This window comes from Streptomyces sp. GbtcB7 (genome assembly GCF_019091445.1).
GTDB classification, from domain to species: domain Bacteria; phylum Actinomycetota; class Actinomycetes; order Streptomycetales; family Streptomycetaceae; genus Streptomyces; species Streptomyces mirabilis.
Genome location: NZ_JAGXJM010000056.1, coordinates 24,801 through 39,620 on the forward strand (window position 1 = coordinate 24,801; position 14,820 = coordinate 39,620).

Below are 14,820 nucleotides of genomic sequence, written 5' to 3' on the forward strand. Positions count from 1 at the left end.
ATCCGTTCGTGGTGCGCCGGCTCAGCCGACCGACAGCTTCGAGCTGTCGTAGCCGGCCGAGAGGAGGTTGTCGGTGATCGACGAGACGTCGACCTTCTTGGTGATCTGGCCCGCCTCCAGGAAGGCGTCGGCGAGCTTCTGCTCCGCCGCGATGTCCGACTTCTCCACCGGGGTCACCCGGGTCTCGAAGGCCGTCAGGGACGCCTTGGCATCGTCCAGGGGGATGCCCTCCTCCTTGGAGATCGCCTCCGCGTACTTGTCCTCGTGCTTGATCGCCCACGCGAACTCGTGGGCCAGCCGATGCAGGACATCGGTGAGAGCCGCCCGCTTCGTCTTGTCGTTCAGCGAACTCGCACTCGCGACGTAGTAACTGCTCGTCTGGTCGATCGGCGGGAGACCCTTCGCCAGGATCCGCGCACCGTTCTTGACCGCGATCGCCGACTGCGGGTTCCAGATCGACCAGGCGTCCACCTTGCCGGTGTTGAACGCCGTGGCGCCGGCCGCCGGGTCGAGGAAGGCCAGCTTCACGTCGTTGGGGGTGAGGCCCACGCTCTTGAGCGCGTTCAGCGCCAGCCCGTGAGCCGAACTGCCCTGCGGCACAGCGATCTTCTTGCCCTTGAGGTCCGCGAGCGTCTTCAGCGTCGAGCCCTTCGGCACGATGATGTTCTCGTTCGCCTGGGTGGGCCTGAGGGAACGGTTGACGGCTACGACCTTGAAGCCGTACTCCTTCGCGGCGCCGGTGATCGGCGGTACGTCGCCGACGCTGCCCAGGTCGATGTCGCCCGACGCGGCCGCCTGGACGAGCGGCGGGCCGTAGGTGAAGCGGGCGAACTTCACCTTGTAGGGCGCGTTGTCGAACACGCCGGTGATCTTCGCCAGCTCCTGGCTGCCGTCACCGCCGTTGTCACCGATGGTGAAGGTGTACTTCTTCCACTCGGGATGGCTGCCGGCGCCCGATCCGCTCGCATCGCTCAGCGGTGCTGCCGTCTCCGACTCCGATCCGCAGGCGACGAGGGTGCCCGCCAGGGCGAGCAGGCCGACGGCGGCGACGATTCGGGAGGATCTTCTGGACATGGGTTCTCACGTGCTTTCTGTGCTGTGATGTGGTGGGAGAAGTCAGTGGGGGTGGTGGGAGAAGTCAGTGCTGGTTGGCCAGACCGAGGTCGCCCAGCAGCGAGGAGCGCAGCTCCTCTCGCGCGATGCTCCCCTCGCGGTCCGCGGCGGACAGGTCGACGAGGTGAGAGGTGCCGATGCGTCCGTTGTTCATGACGACGACGCGGTCGGCCAGCGCGATGGCCTCGTCGACGTCGTGGGTGACGAGCAGCATGGCCGCGTGGTGCTTGCTCCGCAGCGCCCGCACGAGGTCGTGCATGCGCAGCCGCGTGATCGCGTCGAGCGCCCCGAACGGCTCGTCGAGCAGCACGAGTTCGGGCTCCGAGACCAGTGCCCGCGCCAGCGACACCCGCTGGGCCTCGCCGCCGGAGAGCTCCTTGGGCCACGCCTTCTCGCGGCCCGAGAGTCCGACCTCGGCGAGCACGTCGAGGGCCCGCTGGTCGGCGTCCGGTCCGTGCAGGCCGAGGGTGATGTTGCGCAGCACCCGCTGCCACGGCAGCAGACGGTCGGCCTGGAACACGATCGCGCGCTTCGCCGGGACCTCCACCCGCCCGCCGTCGGGCCGGTCCAGACCGGCCAGCAACCTGAGGAGGGTGCTCTTGCCGCAGCCGGAGGGGCCCAGCAGGACCACCAGCTCCTCGTCGGCGATGGTGAGGTCCAGGTGGTCGAGGACGACCCGGTCCCCGAACCGGCGGACGACCTTCTCGACGACGGCGCCGGCCTGCCGGCTGGGCTGTGTGCTTCGCGTAGCGACCGTAGTGCTCATGCTGCCTCATAACTGGGGCGCCACCGCAGCAGCACCCGCTCGAGAACCCGGACGAACTGGTCGGCGAGCAGACCGAGGAGCGAGTAAATCACCAGCCCCACGAAGACCTGGCCGGTCTGCAGATAGGTCTGCCCCTGGGTGATGAGGAAGCCGAGACCCTTGTCGGCGTTGACCGTCTCGGCGGCCACAAGACCCAGGACGCTGTAAGCGAGGGAGAAGCGGAGACCGACCAGGAACCCCGGCAGGGCTCCGGGCACCAACACCCGCGTCACGAGGCGCCAGGTGCCGGCGCCCGTCGTCCGCGTCATCTCGATCAACCGCTGATCGACACCCCGGATCGCGGCGAACAGGTTGAGATACATCGGGACACCTGCACCGAACGAGATCAGCAGCACCTTCGTGAGCTCGTCGATGCCGAACCACACGATCATCAGCGGCAGCACCGCCAGTAGCGGGATCGTGTTCAGGATCTGCACGACACCGTTGAACAGATACTCGCCGCTGCGCAGCAGCCCGCCAAGCACCCCGCTGACGATGCCCACCGTCAGACCGATCGCGAGACCGATGCCGGCCCGTTGCAGCGAGATCGCCAAGTCTGGCCCGAGGACGCCCTGTTGCCACAGATCGACGGCGGACCTGACGATGGAGGTCGGTGCCGGAGCATAGGTCTTCTTCAGCACTCCGGCCCTGGCCAGGATCTCCCAGGCGATGAGGATCACGACCGGAGTCGTGTAGATCCCCAGCGGCCAGCGCAGGCGCTCACGGAGTGCGCGGAGCAAGATCTGGCGCCGGGCGTCGCGCGGCAGGAAGACCTCGCGCCCCGGCGCACTCGTCGTCTCGGCAGCCGCCGAGCCGACGACCGGCCTCTCGAGGCTGACCTCGGTCATCAGGCAGCCACCTCCAGCACTTTGCTGTAGTGCGAGGCGTCACCGACGAGCGGCTCGCTGCGGCGTCCATCGACGCCGACCGGCACATCTCCCGCGACCGTCACCCGGTTGAGGCGACGCGCGTGGCCGTCGTAGTTGTCCACCCCGTAGTGCTGGGTGATCCGGTTGTCGAAGATCAGCAACTGGTCGGGGGACCAGGTCCAGCGCAGGATGTTCTCCGGACGGGTCACGTACGACTGGAAGATGCGCAGCAGATCGACCGACTCACTGCTCGACAGGCCGACGATCCGCTTGGCGAACCCGCCGATGAAAAGGCCGCGTTCGCCCGTCAGCGGATGCACCCGCACGAGAGGGTGCTCTGTCTCGTACGGCGTCGAGACGAAGACCCGGTCGTACTCCTTCCGCTGTGCCGTCGTGGCCGAAGGGCGCGCGTAGTCGTACTGGTTGGTGTGCACGACGCGCAGTGAGTCCGCAAGAGCGCGGAGCGGCTCGGGCAGGTCGCGGTAGGCCGCGGCCGCGTTCGCGATGAGCGTCTCACCGCCGTACGGCGTCGTCACGATGGACCGGAGCGTGGTGAGCTGCGGTGGGTTGACCACGAAGGTGACGTCCGTGTGCCATTCGTTCGCCTTGGAGGTCTCGCTGTCGACGGCGAGCACGTTCGTCGTGCCGTCGGCGGCCGGCACGTTCGGGTGGGCGGTTGTCAGGTCGCCGAACCACCCGGCCACGCGCTCCTGACCGGCGTTGTCGAGGTTCACGTTGCCGAACACGATCGCCTTGTGCTCGTTGAGGGCATGACGGAGTGTCGTGATTGTCGAGGGGTCGGGGCGCGCCGCGAGGTCGACGCCCTCGACGAACGCGCCGATGCGGCCCGTGAGCTTGCGGATGGACGGAGGCATGGGAAATCCCTCTCAAGGAATTCGGGGGCACTGCCGGGTGCTGAGAGTCGGAGTGAACGGGTGATGGGCAGGGATGGGCGACCGCGAAGTCAGTACTCGGTCCGGGCGTCGTGCAAGGGACCGACGACTACTCGAGGAGTGCCGGATGAAGGTCATGCTCGTGTGGTGGAGGTCGCGCGACCGCTGACTGACGGCACGTCACCTCGTCGACCTGAAGCTGTGCCGCAGGTACTTCTCCCCAGCGGGAGAGGAGCGGCGGAGAGACGATCAGGAGAAGGGGACGGTCACGCGGTGCGTACCGCGGTCCCTCGGGGAGGCACCGATGTGGCGACGGCTTCGCACCGTCCCACCCGGAGGTACACCTTCGGCGCACACCGATCGCTGCCGGGGGTCGCTTTGTTGATCAGCGACACGCTTTTCGGCTCAGCGACACGCTCTCCGGATCAACGGCAACAGAACGCGCTGGAGACGTGCGCCAGGTCGATGTGGCGCCTCCGAGTCAAATCCACGCGCGGGGTCATGGAACGTGAGTTGAGCAGACGTCCACCCCCTCGGTCAATAGGTTCCGGACAGGTCTCACATTGCGGAAACCTGGAACCTCTCCGCCTCTTCAGAACGAAGCCGTGGCGCCTTCCGCGCCCGCCGCGGGGACGACCGGGCCCCCTCCCACAGCGCGGTGTGGGAAGGGATGTCCCCGGGACGTCCGGTGTCGGCGCGGCTTACGGCGTGTCGAACAAGCGGGCAGCGTTGCGCAGCGTGTGTGCCGCGACCCGCCGGCCGAGGACGAGGCCGGCTTCGTCGGCCGAGCGGGTGTGGATACCGGAGTACACGCGGGCATTCACGTTGTCGCGGGACAGTTGGCGCCAGGCCGTGTAGGTGCGGGTCACTCCGGGAGCGGTGGGGCTGGTCAGTTCGAACGGTGCGGTGCGAGGTCCGATGAGCGCCGTGAGGATCGTTTCCGCCGCCCCGGCGTAGGTGTTGTGCCCGCTGGGGTAGTCGGGGTGGGCCGGCGTGATGTGCAGCGGCGTCCATTCGGGGTCGGGGTCGATTGCTCCGGTGCGGATGGCCGTGACCGGGCGCCACCGCAGGTAGGCGTACTTGCTGTCGGAGGTGGCGATCTGCGTGTCCACCACGGCGACGTGGAACAGGGCCACCAGCCTGGCCTGTCCGGCGGTGGAATGCGGTGCGCGGGCCAGGGCGACCCGCAGCGGCTCGGTGTACAGCGTCAGGGAGGAGCCGTACCAGAAGGTGGCGGTCTCGGTCTGCCGCTGCGTGCGTACGGTGCTGTTCACAGCCCCGTACGCACGGACCTCGGCCAGGTCGGCACGGTAGCGTACGGAGTCCAGTGCGGGCGGCGCGGGCAGCCGGTACTGCTCGGGGCTGACCAGCAGGAAGGGCCTCGCGATCCGGTTGCCGTACTGCGCGGCGGGGGCGTAGGCGGGCGGGGTCGGCCGCCACACGCCGGGAGCCGCCGGCGGCACGGTGAACGGTGCGTCCACCGAGGCCGGGTCGAGGCCGTCGCCCGCACGGGAGGCGAGGAGCAGCCGTGCCTGGCGGGCACCGGCCGCCGCGCCCTTCGTCTTGGCCGGTCCGTCCGGAACGCGGTCCAGCGTCGTGCGCAGCGCGGCGTCCAGTTCCTGGGTGCGGGACCGGACCAGGGCCACCAGGGAGTCGTGTACGGCGGACGCCAGGGCCGCGTCCTGGAAGTCGCTCCGGTCGACGCCGGGCGGCACCTCGCGGGTGGCTCGGGCCGCCGCGAGCCAGCTGATGGCCCAGGTACGGCTGTTGGTGATCTGGGTCGCGGCGCCGGCCGCCGAGATGGTCGCGGCCGTCGTGTCGTACCAGTCGAGCACCACGGACGGGCGCGACTTCCGTTCGTCCGCCACAGCGGCCGTGGCGGACGGGAGGGTGACGGAGGCGGCCAGCAGGGCGGCCGAGCCCAGCGCCTTCAGGGCGGAGCGGCGGGTTCTGTTCGGGTTCACGGATACTCCTTCGCGGACGTGCGGGTGACTGCTGTTGCCGGGGCACACGCGCCGGCCTTCACGCGCTCGACACCGCCGCCAAGAACGGACGGGCGTGGGGACGGCCGCGGCGTGTGCGGTGAGGCTCAGCTACACAGCGCGGCGGCGACACGCAACAGATCAACGGCGCGCCGCCGGGTGAACCGCAGAGAGATCAGCATGCCAGGGACGCTATCCACGTCCCAATTCCCGGTCAACGAGCGGAGGTTGACTGCTTGGCATTGCAACGACGGCTTCGTGTCTCTGCCATGCGCCCGTTACCCGGGGGCGTCACGGACTAGACGGCGAAGGGGTCGTCATCAGCGCGAGCGCTGACAATACGGCCCGGTCTCGTGCGCGGTGAGCAACAGCGCGAGCACAGCATCGCCCCGTCCCTGGCCGAACTTCCGTACAGCTACGGGGATGTTCCGGCCGGGGACGAGGATGCCTGCCAGAATTCGTTTCGTGTCGCACGACGGGCGCCCTGGGCCGAGTATCGAGTCGTGATCAGTGGGCGGTCCGGGTGAGAAACCTGATCCAGACCATCGAGGCGCGCAGGTGGAGGCCGGCGAGGTAGCTGTCGGGGGTTTTGTCATACCGGGTCGAAGGCGTCGCCGCTCCGCCCGCTCGGGATCGCTTTCGGCTTCCTGCCTGCTTCGTCCGTCGATGCCGCCCGGCCTTCTTTCGACCTGGCTTTCTCCGCCTCGGCTTTTTTGACCTGGCTTTCTCCGCCTCGGCCGCGGCCTTCTCCAAGGCTGTGAAGACGCCCGGACCCAGGTGCATGCCGGCGGCATCCCGGAGTGGCCCAGGCGTCCGGGCCGTTGCTCGTGGATCAGCGTGCCCGCTGTTGGAGCTCCCCCAAGTAGGCGGCAACGGCGTCCCGGTTGCGGGTGAGGATGTCGATGCGCTCGGTCAGCCGGTCGCGTTCGGCTTCCAGTGCGGTCACCGTTTCGGGGAGGACGCCGTCGAAGACGATCGGGTCGCGGGGGGATTCCATGCAGGGCAGGATGGCGCGGATCACTTCCGTCGACAGGCCGGCTCCCAGCAACTCGCGGATCTGTTGGACGCGGCCCAGGGTCGTCTCGCTGTAGTCCCGGTAGTTGTTGGGCTTGCGCGTCGAGGTGATCAGACCCTTCGCCTCGTAGAACCGCACTTGCCGCGGGGTGGCGCCCGCCCGTGCGGCCAGCTCGCCGATACGCACGGCCGCAGATTACCACTTGACCTTGACACCAGCGTCAAGGTTTGAGGCTGAGGACATGACCGAACTGAACGGAACTGTCAGCGCACCCTTCGAGCCCGTCCGCAACGCCGTCCTCGACCAACTGCAGAGCGGTGCCGAGGTGGGCCTGTCCCTCGCCGTTGACATGGACGGCGAGAAGGTGGTGGATCTGTGGGGCGGCCACCGGGACGCGGCACACACGCAGCCCTGGCAGCGCGACACGATCACCAACGTGTGGTCGATCACCAAGACCGTGACCAGCCTCGCCGCCCTGCTGCTCGTCGACGCCGGCGACCTGGACGTCCACGCCCCGGTGGCCCGCTACTGGCCCGAGTTCGCCGCGAACGGCAAGCAGGACATCGAGGTGCGGCACCTGCTGTCCCACACCTCGGGAGTGTCCGGCCTGGACCACCCGGCCCGGCTCGAGGATCTTTACGACGTTCGCGAGGCGGCGGCCCGGATGGCTTCCCAGGCGCCCTGGTGGCGGCCCGGCTCGGCCTCCGGCTACCACGTCCTGAACTACGGCCACCTCGTCGGCGAATTGGTGCATCGCCTGACCGGTCTGTCGCTGCGCGACTTCGTGCGCCGGCACATCATCGAGCCGCTCGGTGCCGATTTCCGCATCGGGCTGGACGAGGCAGACCTCGGGCGGGTCGCCGGCGTCATTCCTCCGGCACTCGACTTCGACCCGTCGGCACTCGACCACGACACCGTCGCGTACAAGACCTTCACGGGCCCTTCCTTCCGTGCGTCGGCGGCCAACTCCCCGGCCTGGCGCGCCGCGGACCTGGGCGCGGCCAGCGGGCACGGCAACGCCCTGTCCGTGGCCGATATCCTCGCGCCGGTATCCCGCGAAGGCGCCACCGCCCACGGCAGGCTCCTGGGACCCGACACCGTCAAGCTCATCTTCGACGAGCAGTCCCGCGGTGCGGATCTCGTCAACGGCCTACACCTCAGGTGGGGCATCGGATACGCGCTGCCCGACCGGCGCACCCTGCCCTGGATCCCTGACGGACGCGTCGCGTTCTGGGGCGGCTGGGGAGGCTCCATGGCCATCATGGACCTCGACCGGCGCATGACGATCAGCTATGTCATGAACAACATGGTGCCCGACATCCTGGGTTCCCCACGAGCCGCCGCCTACGTCACCGCCGTCTACAGCGCCCTCGGAATCGACACTCCATCCTGACGACTGCCTCCTGTCCTCGTCCGAGCGAGCGCGAGCAGTCAAGAGCGGCGCAGGAGCAACCGCGCCCTCCGAAGCGCCTGTCCGACTCCTGCGCCGCCCTCGCGCGTTCCACTGCGGGGCCACTGCGGGGCCACTGCGATGGTGCCTCACGAGCCGCGGGGCAGAGGCGCTGACGCATCAGGCATGACGCCGACCTCTACAAGGAGAGGAATACCGTCGAGCGCCTGATCAACAAGCTCAAGGCCTGGCGAGGCATCGCCACCAGGTACGACAAGACCCCGGACAGCTACCTCGCCGGCCTCCACTTACGCGCCTCGATGATCTGGATCAAAGACCTCACCCGAGGCGCCCCTTGATCACAGCCCTGTCATGCTCTACGGGCGGGCGTAAGGCCGAGTCATGACCTCCATATTGTGACCGTCCGGGTCGTCGAAGTAGGCGCCGCGACCACCGAACAGATCGTTTACCCGGCCGGGGTCGGTGTGGCCAGGGTCCGCATAGTAGGTGACCCCGACCACCTCCAGCCGGGCGATCACGGCGTCGAACTGCTCGTCAGGCAGGAGGAAGGCGTAGTGCTGCGACTGGATCGGCTCGTCCCTCTTCTCGCAGTAGTCGAGCGTCACGCCGTTGCCGAGGTCAACTGGCAGGAACGGCCCAAACGGTGCGCCGACTTTTAGGCCCAGGATCGCGGCGATGAACTCGGCGGACAGGTAGCGGTCGCTCGCGTAGACAGCCGTGTGGTTCAGCTGGACGCCGGCATGTGGGTACGGCTGGTTGTAGGACATCAGCGGTGTGTCTCCGGTCTTGGGATCCGTTTGAAAGGCGCCGTACGCAGGCGCCGGGAGCAAAGACGCGGAGAAGGGGGCGGGCCTCTGGCCCGCCTCGGGCTCACGCCGAGGCCGGGAAACTCACTCGTGCATGGCCCAAGGCCGACCCGGCAGTCACGCGACCGACCTTAGTGATCACCGCAGGCGAGGGCAACACCGTTCCTCGGCCGTGCTCCGGCCGCAGATCGAACCGCTGTCTCTGGTGATCACGACTCGATACGCGCCCTAGAAGTGGCATAGAAGGCTGCTGCAAATCTCGACTTCTGGCCGATCCGGTGCGTCGGACCCAGTCTTGTAGGCATGCAGGCGGAATGGGCCGGGGAGACGGTCGGACCGGATGTCTGGGAGACGTATCGGAAGTTGATCCCGGCGGAAGTCCGTTTGCGTTCCTGACTGAGCACCGGGAGGCGCTCTTCCCGCCGGCGATGTTCGTCGACGTCTATCCGTTGTCCGACAGCCGTCCGAGTCTCCCGCCGCAGGTGCTGGCCGCGGTGGTGGCCCTAGGGAACTTCGCCAGGATCAAGGAGATAGTGGCCGCAGCCGGGGTGCTCAAAAGCAGGCGACGGCGCGCTTTGGACTCCACTGTGCTCGATGACGCGGTAGCCACCCAGGGCACCGTCACCCAGGTCATCTCCGCCATCCGGCGGGTGATCCGCGAGCTTCCCCGCGGCCGCGAGACGGCCGCGAACATTGCACCGCACACGACTACCGGTCCAGACGGCCGACTCCGACGGCCGGGGCAGCAGACCTGACTGCCGTGGCGTGCCTTCAGGACACCTGGAGCAGCAGGATGCGGTCGTCGCCGCCCTCCGGGGAGCCCTTGCCATCGGTGTTGCTGGTAGCCAGCCACAGCCTGTCTCCACCTGCCGCCATCACGGTGCGCAGCCTGCCGTACGAACCCTCAAGGGCGACTGACGGCTCGCCCGCGACCTTGGAGCCGTCGAGCGGGATGCGCCAAAGGCGCTCGCCCCGCAGGCCCGCCATCCAAATGGCGTCCTCGGCGTAGGCGATGCAACTGGGTGAGATCTGTCGGAACCCGTCGCCGCCGGGGCCGGACATCTCGTCCTGGGCCACGGGGGTGGAGATGATGCCGGGGCTGATGCAGTTGATGCGGGCACCGCGCTTGCCCCACTCGACGGTGGCGGCCTGCACGCGGAGCGCGACCACCCGACGCACAGCCGCGTCTGCGTGGCCCGGCTCCGCACGGTCCCCGCGAAGGCCGCGGCTCACACGCCGCCGCGTTGCCCCGCTTGGACAGAGCGTAGACGGCGCCTGAATTGCCCGCCTCCTCGGGGGCGAGGAAGGGCAGGGCGAGCAGCTTGGATACGGGGGTGCTCGCCAGCGCGTGCTCGGTGTCGTAGGGATAGGCGCCCGCCATGTGGCCGGCCATGCTGGAGGTGACGACACCGGCACCGCCGGGCGCCATGACGCGCGCGAAGTCGTCGAGGACCAGCGCGGTGCCGAGCAGGTCGACGTGCAGGGCCCGCTCCGTCGTCGCCTGTCCCGGCGAGACCCCGGCGGTGTGCACGACCTGCGTGACGGGACCCAACGCCACAGCAGCGTCTGCGAGTTGGACAACGGCCTCGTGCTGCGACACGTCAACGGTGTGGGTGGCCATGTCATGGCCCTCGCCGCGAAGCTGCTCGGCGGCGACGTCCAGCGCCTTTTCGCTGTAGTCGGCGAGCAGCACGGTGCGGCCGATGCCCACGCGTCGGGCGATCGCCAGGCCGATGCCGCCCGCGCCGATGATGACCGCCTACGTCCGTGTCCATTGTCTGGCTCCCTGGGATCAAAAGAAGAGGGGTAAGCAGAGGAAGAGATCTTCTACGAGCACCCAGCCTGCTCCGCGGTCCTGCGATGTGGCAGGCCGTGCCCTGGAGCGCCGTTCAGTGACCTGCCAGGGCACCCATCAGACACCACCGACGAAGGAGGCCGAGGCCAAGGAAGGCGGCCCGAGGCCATGGGAAGTCACGGCGGCCACCTTCGTCAACGGCGGCAACAACATCAGCGTGTACGTGCATGGCCCTGAGACACTGGTCGGTGAGGTTCGCCGCGTCCTGCGGCCTGGCGGGACCTTCCTCCACACCGGTGACGCCCACTATGACACCGGCGCCGCCCACGGCGACGACATCTTTGAGCACGGCGGCTTCGCGGTGCACTTCCCCCCCCCGCGACCTGGTCGGCATGCTTGCCGACGGCTGGACACTCGACGAGGTCCGCGCCTTCGACGAAGGGGACCTGCCCTGCCGCCTGTGGCGCTTCACCCAGCCCCTTTGACGGCCGGTGACCAGTCCGTCGGCAGGATGCCCCGGGTCGCGCCAGTTCGCCGAGCGTAGGGGGCCGAGCCGTCGTAGGCCGGGTTCACAGGGTGCTTGACGCGTCTGTGATCAGCTCGCCGGTGACCAGGTAGACCACTCGGCGGGCGACCGACACGGCATGGTCGGCGAACCGCTCGTAGTAGCGGCCGACGAGCGTGACGTCGACGGCCGTCTCGACCCCGTGCTTCCAGCGGTCGTCCATCAGATGCTGGAACAGCATGCGGTGCAGCTCGTCCATCCGGTCGTCGTCCTGCTCCAGCTGGAGGGCCGCATCGACGTCCTTGGTGATGATCACTTCTGCGGCCTGCGCCATCAGGCGCTGCGCGAGCTGGCCCATCTCCAGGATCGTACGATGCAGGTCGCCGGGTACCGCGAACTTGGGGAAACGCAGCCGGGCCAGCTTGGCCACGTGCTCGGCCAGGTCGCCCGAACGCTCCAGGTCCGCGCTCATCCGCAGCGAGGTGACGACGACCCGCAGGTCCGTGGCGACCGGCTGCTGCCGCGCCAGGATCGCGATCGCCCGGTCTTCCAGGTCGCGCTGCAGGTCATCGACCCTCGTGTCGGCCGAGATGACGCTCTCGGCCAGCTGGAGGTCGGCATCGAGGAGGGCGGTCGTGGCCCGGCCGATCGCCGAGCCGACCAGCCTCGCCATCTCCACCAGACCGTCACTGATCGAGTCCAACTCTTCGTGATAAGCGTCCCGCATCACGTTCTCCTCGCTCCGTCGGTTCTGTGCCCGCTTGCGCTCTCCGGCTGTCAGCCTTCCACACCAGGGGTACGGCTCAGCGACGTCGTTGACGCCTGAGACCGCGGCGCTGGCGGCACCCGCTCGCTTTGTCCGGCCGTGCCTGGACGTCACCGTGGCCGATGTCGCGCTCTTCGGCGAAGGCACGGTGCCCGCTGCCGGGTGAGACCGTTGTGCTCGGTGCCTGGGGCATGGCCCGCGCTGGTGACGTGCGGGGAGAGCGGGTGCGGTGGCGGTGGTTGGCCGGCTGGGGGTTGGGGTGTTGCGCTGGTGTGGAGTCGGGTGAGCCGTTGAGGCTGTTGGGGGTGATATGGGGCCGGTGGAGGTGGTGGGGGGAGGTGCGTTCGAGCTGCCCGCGACCAACCACGTGGCCCAGATCATTGCGTTTCCTGCTTTCCGCATTGGTGGTCTGCGGTCTGCGGGAGCGGCTCGGCCGGGAACTGGTCCTGTCACGTTCGGTTGCCGAGACGGCGCAGCGAGTTCTGCTGCGGCCTCCGCCCCGCCGGATCGTTTCGTGGCGCGTGGCCTGGTTGTACCTGACCGCCGAGAACGAGGCCCGGATCGGGGGCGGCCTGTTCGCCATCGCCCGCGCCGCCCACCCCTTGACCCGGGAGGCCGGAGCTTTTCGTCGGTGCCCCTCTGTGGGGCCTGGGACGCGGCGAGCTGTCTCGCGCGACCGTGCGGCCGCCCAGATCCGGGGGACCATGGAAGCACTGCGAGGTGCAGGGGACACAGGCCACAGCCTGAAGCCGGCGCAGGGGGCGTGTCGCGCTGGCAGGCGGAGGGAGTGCTTGGATGAGGACAGCCGATCCCTTCGGTGCCGAGGGTGACCAGCCGGGTTCCGGGCCGAGACAGCCGCGTGAGTTGCTGGATCTGCTCAGTGTCGCGGCTGTGCTGCTGGATGCCGAGGGGCGGATCGTGTTGTGGAGCCCGCAGGCCGAGGAGCTGTTCGGCTACACCTCGCAGGAGGCGCTGGGCCAGTACGCGGCGCGGCTGCTGGTCCATGAGAAGCACGTGGACCTGATGATCAGGCTGTTCAGCGAGGTCATGAGGACGGGACAGGGATGGGCCGGCACTTTCCCTGTCCGGCACAAGGACGGCAGTACCCGGCTGGTGGAGTTCCGTAACATGCGGCTGCTGGACGACCGGGGTGACTTCTATGCCCTGGGCATCGCCACCGACGAGGCGGCCCTGCGCCAGGTGGAACGGGACGTGGCCCTGTCCACGCGGCTGGTCTCGCAGTCCCCGATCGGGCTGGCCGTCTTGGACACCGACCTGCGGTACGTGGCCGTCAACCCGGCGCTGGCGCAGATCAACGGCGTCCCTGCCGAAGACCACCTCGGGCGACAAGTCCGCGAGGCCCTGCCCTTCCTGGAGGTCGATGCGATCGAGGGCGCGCTGCGGCAAGTCCTCACATCCGGAAAGCCCATCATCGACCAGCACAGCGTGGGGCGCACTCCCGCCGACCCCGACAACGATCATGCCTGGTCAGTCTCCTACTACCGGCTCGACGGTCCCGGCGGCCGGGTACTCGGGGTAGCCATCGTGTTGGTGGATGTCACCGATCGGCACCGTGCCCGGCAGCGCTTGGCCCTGATCGCCGACGGCTCCGCCCGTATCGGCACCACCTTGGACGTGGAACAGACCGCCCGCGAGCTGGCCGATGTCGCCGTCCCTGAGCTCGCCGACGTGACAGCGGTGGACATCCTGGATTCCATCCTGAACGACCGCCACCCGACGGCACCCGGCGCCGGCCGGGCACTCTTCCGCGCCCTCGCCGTGAAAGCCGCGTACCCCACCGAGGCCGTCCGCGCCGCCGACCCTCCCGGCCACCTCGCCAGCTACGGCGCGGAGCGCCTGGCCACTCAGTGCGTGCGGACCGGCCGCCCCATTCTGATACCCCACGTCGGCGAGCGGGACCTGGCCCGTATAGCCCGTGACGCCGAGGCCGCCGCCATCCTGGCCCGCGCCGGCGTCCACAGCTATCTCTTGACGCCCCTGATCGCCCGTGGCGAGGTGCTCGGCACCCTGGGCCTCACCCGCGCCCGCAACCCGCTGCCCTTCGACAACGACGACCTCCTCCTGGCCGGTGAACTGGCCGACCGAGCCGCGGTCTGCATCGACAACGCCCGTCTGTACCAAGGCGCACGCAACACCGCGGTCACCCTCCAGCGCAGCCTGCTGCCGGACCTCCCACCGCAGCAGGCGGGCCTGGAGATCGCCTCCCGATATCGGCCCGCCGGGACGACCATTGAGGTCGGTGGCGACTGGTTCGATGTCATCCCCCTCACGGAAGACAAGACCGCGCTGGTCGTGGGCGATGTGATGGGCAGCGGCATAAGCGCCGCCACCACTATGGGACGCCTGCGCACCGCTACCTCCACCCTGGCCGACCTCGACCTCCCACCCACCGAAGTGCTGCACCACCTCGACAAGATCACCGCTGACCTGGAGCAGTACGCCACCTGCGCCTACGCCATCTACGACCCGCACCGCGCCCAGTGCCACATCGCTGTCGCCGGACACTTGCCCCCCGTGCTGATGCGCACGGGCAAGCCCCCCGAACTGCTCGATCTGCCCACCGGCGCACCCCTCGGGGTCGGCGGTGTCGCCTTCGAAGTCACCACCTTCGGCCTGGCCCCCGGCGACCAACTGGTCCTCTACACCGACGGCTTGGTCGAGACCCGCCACCACGCCATCGACGAGCGCCTGGACCTCCTCCTCCAACTGCTGCACAGCCCCGACCGATCCTCGGAAGAAACCTGCGATCGGCTCCTGGACGCACTGCGCGATCCGGACGATCACGACGACGTCGCCGTGCTGATCGCCCGAGCCCGACGCTGGCCCCGGCCCTAGCTAG

At 68.8% G+C, this 14,820-nt stretch carries 12 protein-coding genes and 2 pseudogenes; 3 read left to right on the plus strand and 11 right to left on the minus strand.

Features of this window, described 5'->3' with window-relative positions:
- Positions 1-21 precede the first annotated feature (21 nt).
- The 7 genes from KVT44_RS50115 to KVT44_RS50140 form a co-directional block, all read right to left on the minus strand.
- Positions 22-1,074, minus strand: a complete 1,053-nt coding sequence (locus KVT44_RS50115) for an aliphatic sulfonate ABC transporter substrate-binding protein (protein WP_217575233.1) — start codon at positions 1,072-1,074, stop codon at positions 22-24.
- 64 nt (positions 1,075-1,138) lie between these two features.
- Positions 1,139-1,879 (minus strand): ABC transporter ATP-binding protein, encoded by a 741-nt coding sequence (locus KVT44_RS50120; RefSeq protein ID WP_217575235.1) that lies wholly within the window; start codon positions 1,877-1,879, stop codon positions 1,139-1,141.
- Positions 1,876-2,766, minus strand: a complete 891-nt coding sequence (locus KVT44_RS50125) for an ABC transporter permease (RefSeq protein WP_217575237.1) — start codon at positions 2,764-2,766, stop codon at positions 1,876-1,878. The genes KVT44_RS50120 and KVT44_RS50125 overlap by 4 nt, the downstream gene beginning before the upstream one ends.
- On the minus strand, positions 2,766-3,662 hold the full coding sequence (locus tag KVT44_RS50130; RefSeq protein ID WP_217575239.1) for a TauD/TfdA family dioxygenase: 897 nt from the start codon (positions 3,660-3,662) through the stop codon (positions 2,766-2,768). Before KVT44_RS50130 ends, KVT44_RS50125 begins: the two co-directional genes overlap by 1 nt.
- A 719-nt stretch (positions 3,663-4,381) precedes the next feature.
- Entirely contained in the window at positions 4,382-5,644 is a 1,263-nt protein-coding gene (locus KVT44_RS50135) for a vanadium-dependent haloperoxidase (RefSeq protein WP_217575241.1), read from the minus strand.
- Between the two features lie 125 nt (positions 5,645-5,769).
- The gene (locus KVT44_RS61280; RefSeq protein WP_351433693.1) at positions 5,770-5,844 is read right to left on the minus strand and encodes a putative leader peptide; all 75 of its coding nucleotides are present in this window, start codon (positions 5,842-5,844) and stop codon (positions 5,770-5,772) included.
- 650 nt (positions 5,845-6,494) lie between these two features.
- Complete coding sequence (locus KVT44_RS50140; RefSeq protein ID WP_217575243.1) at positions 6,495-6,863, minus strand: MerR family transcriptional regulator; 369 nt, start codon at positions 6,861-6,863, stop codon at positions 6,495-6,497.
- 55 nt (positions 6,864-6,918) lie between these two features.
- Between KVT44_RS50140 and KVT44_RS50145 the strand changes: the two genes are divergently transcribed.
- On the plus strand, positions 6,919-8,070 hold the full coding sequence (locus KVT44_RS50145) for a serine hydrolase (RefSeq protein ID WP_217575245.1): 1,152 nt from the start codon (positions 6,919-6,921) through the stop codon (positions 8,068-8,070).
- Positions 8,071-8,444: 374 nt separating this feature from the next.
- Here the strand turns inward: KVT44_RS50145 and KVT44_RS50155 are convergent, their stop codons facing one another.
- Positions 8,445-8,855 carry a VOC family protein gene (locus tag KVT44_RS50155; protein ID WP_217575247.1) on the minus strand — a complete coding sequence of 137 codons (411 nt, stop codon included), beginning with the start codon at positions 8,853-8,855 and terminating at the stop codon, positions 8,445-8,447.
- Positions 8,856-9,322: 467 nt separating this feature from the next.
- Here KVT44_RS50155 and KVT44_RS50160 point away from each other — a divergent pair, with 467 nt between their 5' ends.
- On the plus strand, positions 9,323-9,649 hold the full coding sequence (locus KVT44_RS50160) for a hypothetical protein (RefSeq protein WP_217575249.1): 327 nt from the start codon (positions 9,323-9,325) through the stop codon (positions 9,647-9,649).
- Between the two features lie 16 nt (positions 9,650-9,665).
- Here KVT44_RS50160 and KVT44_RS50165 read toward each other — a convergent pair.
- The 3 genes and pseudogenes from KVT44_RS50165 to phoU all read right to left on the minus strand — a co-directional run.
- A pseudogene (locus KVT44_RS50165) lies at positions 9,666-9,926 on the minus strand (PQQ-dependent sugar dehydrogenase); the annotation flags it as partial.
- 400 nt (positions 9,927-10,326) lie between these two features.
- A pseudogene (locus tag KVT44_RS59270) lies at positions 10,327-10,605 on the minus strand (SDR family NAD(P)-dependent oxidoreductase); the annotation flags it as partial.
- A gap of 653 nt (positions 10,606-11,258) precedes the next feature.
- The gene (phoU, locus tag KVT44_RS50180) at positions 11,259-11,921 is read right to left on the minus strand and encodes a phosphate signaling complex protein PhoU (RefSeq protein WP_217575251.1); all 663 of its coding nucleotides are present in this window, start codon (positions 11,919-11,921) and stop codon (positions 11,259-11,261) included.
- A gap of 834 nt (positions 11,922-12,755) precedes the next feature.
- On the opposite strand from phoU, the gene KVT44_RS50185 reads away from it, so the two are divergent.
- The gene (locus KVT44_RS50185; RefSeq protein WP_217575253.1) at positions 12,756-14,816 is read left to right on the plus strand and encodes a SpoIIE family protein phosphatase; all 2,061 of its coding nucleotides are present in this window, start codon (positions 12,756-12,758) and stop codon (positions 14,814-14,816) included.
- Positions 14,817-14,820 lie beyond the last annotated feature (4 nt).

Bases quoted from the DNA above. Each gene is read 5' to 3' on its own strand.
- KVT44_RS50115 (WP_217575233.1), bottom strand. From the start codon at position 1,074: ATGTCCAGAAGATCCTCCCGAATCGTCGCCGCCGTCGGCCTGCTCGCC.
- KVT44_RS50120 (WP_217575235.1), bottom strand. From the start codon at position 1,879: ATGAGCACTACGGTCGCTACGCGAAGCACACAGCCCAGCCGGCAGGCC.
- KVT44_RS50125 (WP_217575237.1), bottom strand. From the start codon at position 2,766: ATGACCGAGGTCAGCCTCGAGAGGCCGGTCGTCGGCTCGGCGGCTGCC.
- KVT44_RS50130 (WP_217575239.1), bottom strand. From the start codon at position 3,662: ATGCCTCCGTCCATCCGCAAGCTCACGGGCCGCATCGGCGCGTTCGTC.
- KVT44_RS50145 (WP_217575245.1), top strand. From the start codon at position 6,919: ATGACCGAACTGAACGGAACTGTCAGCGCACCCTTCGAGCCCGTCCGC.
- KVT44_RS50155 (WP_217575247.1), bottom strand. From the start codon at position 8,855: ATGTCCTACAACCAGCCGTACCCACATGCCGGCGTCCAGCTGAACCAC.
- KVT44_RS50160 (WP_217575249.1), top strand. From the start codon at position 9,323: ATGTTCGTCGACGTCTATCCGTTGTCCGACAGCCGTCCGAGTCTCCCG.
- phoU (WP_217575251.1), bottom strand. From the start codon at position 11,921: ATGCGGGACGCTTATCACGAAGAGTTGGACTCGATCAGTGACGGTCTG.
- KVT44_RS50185 (WP_217575253.1), top strand. From the start codon at position 12,756: ATGAGGACAGCCGATCCCTTCGGTGCCGAGGGTGACCAGCCGGGTTCC.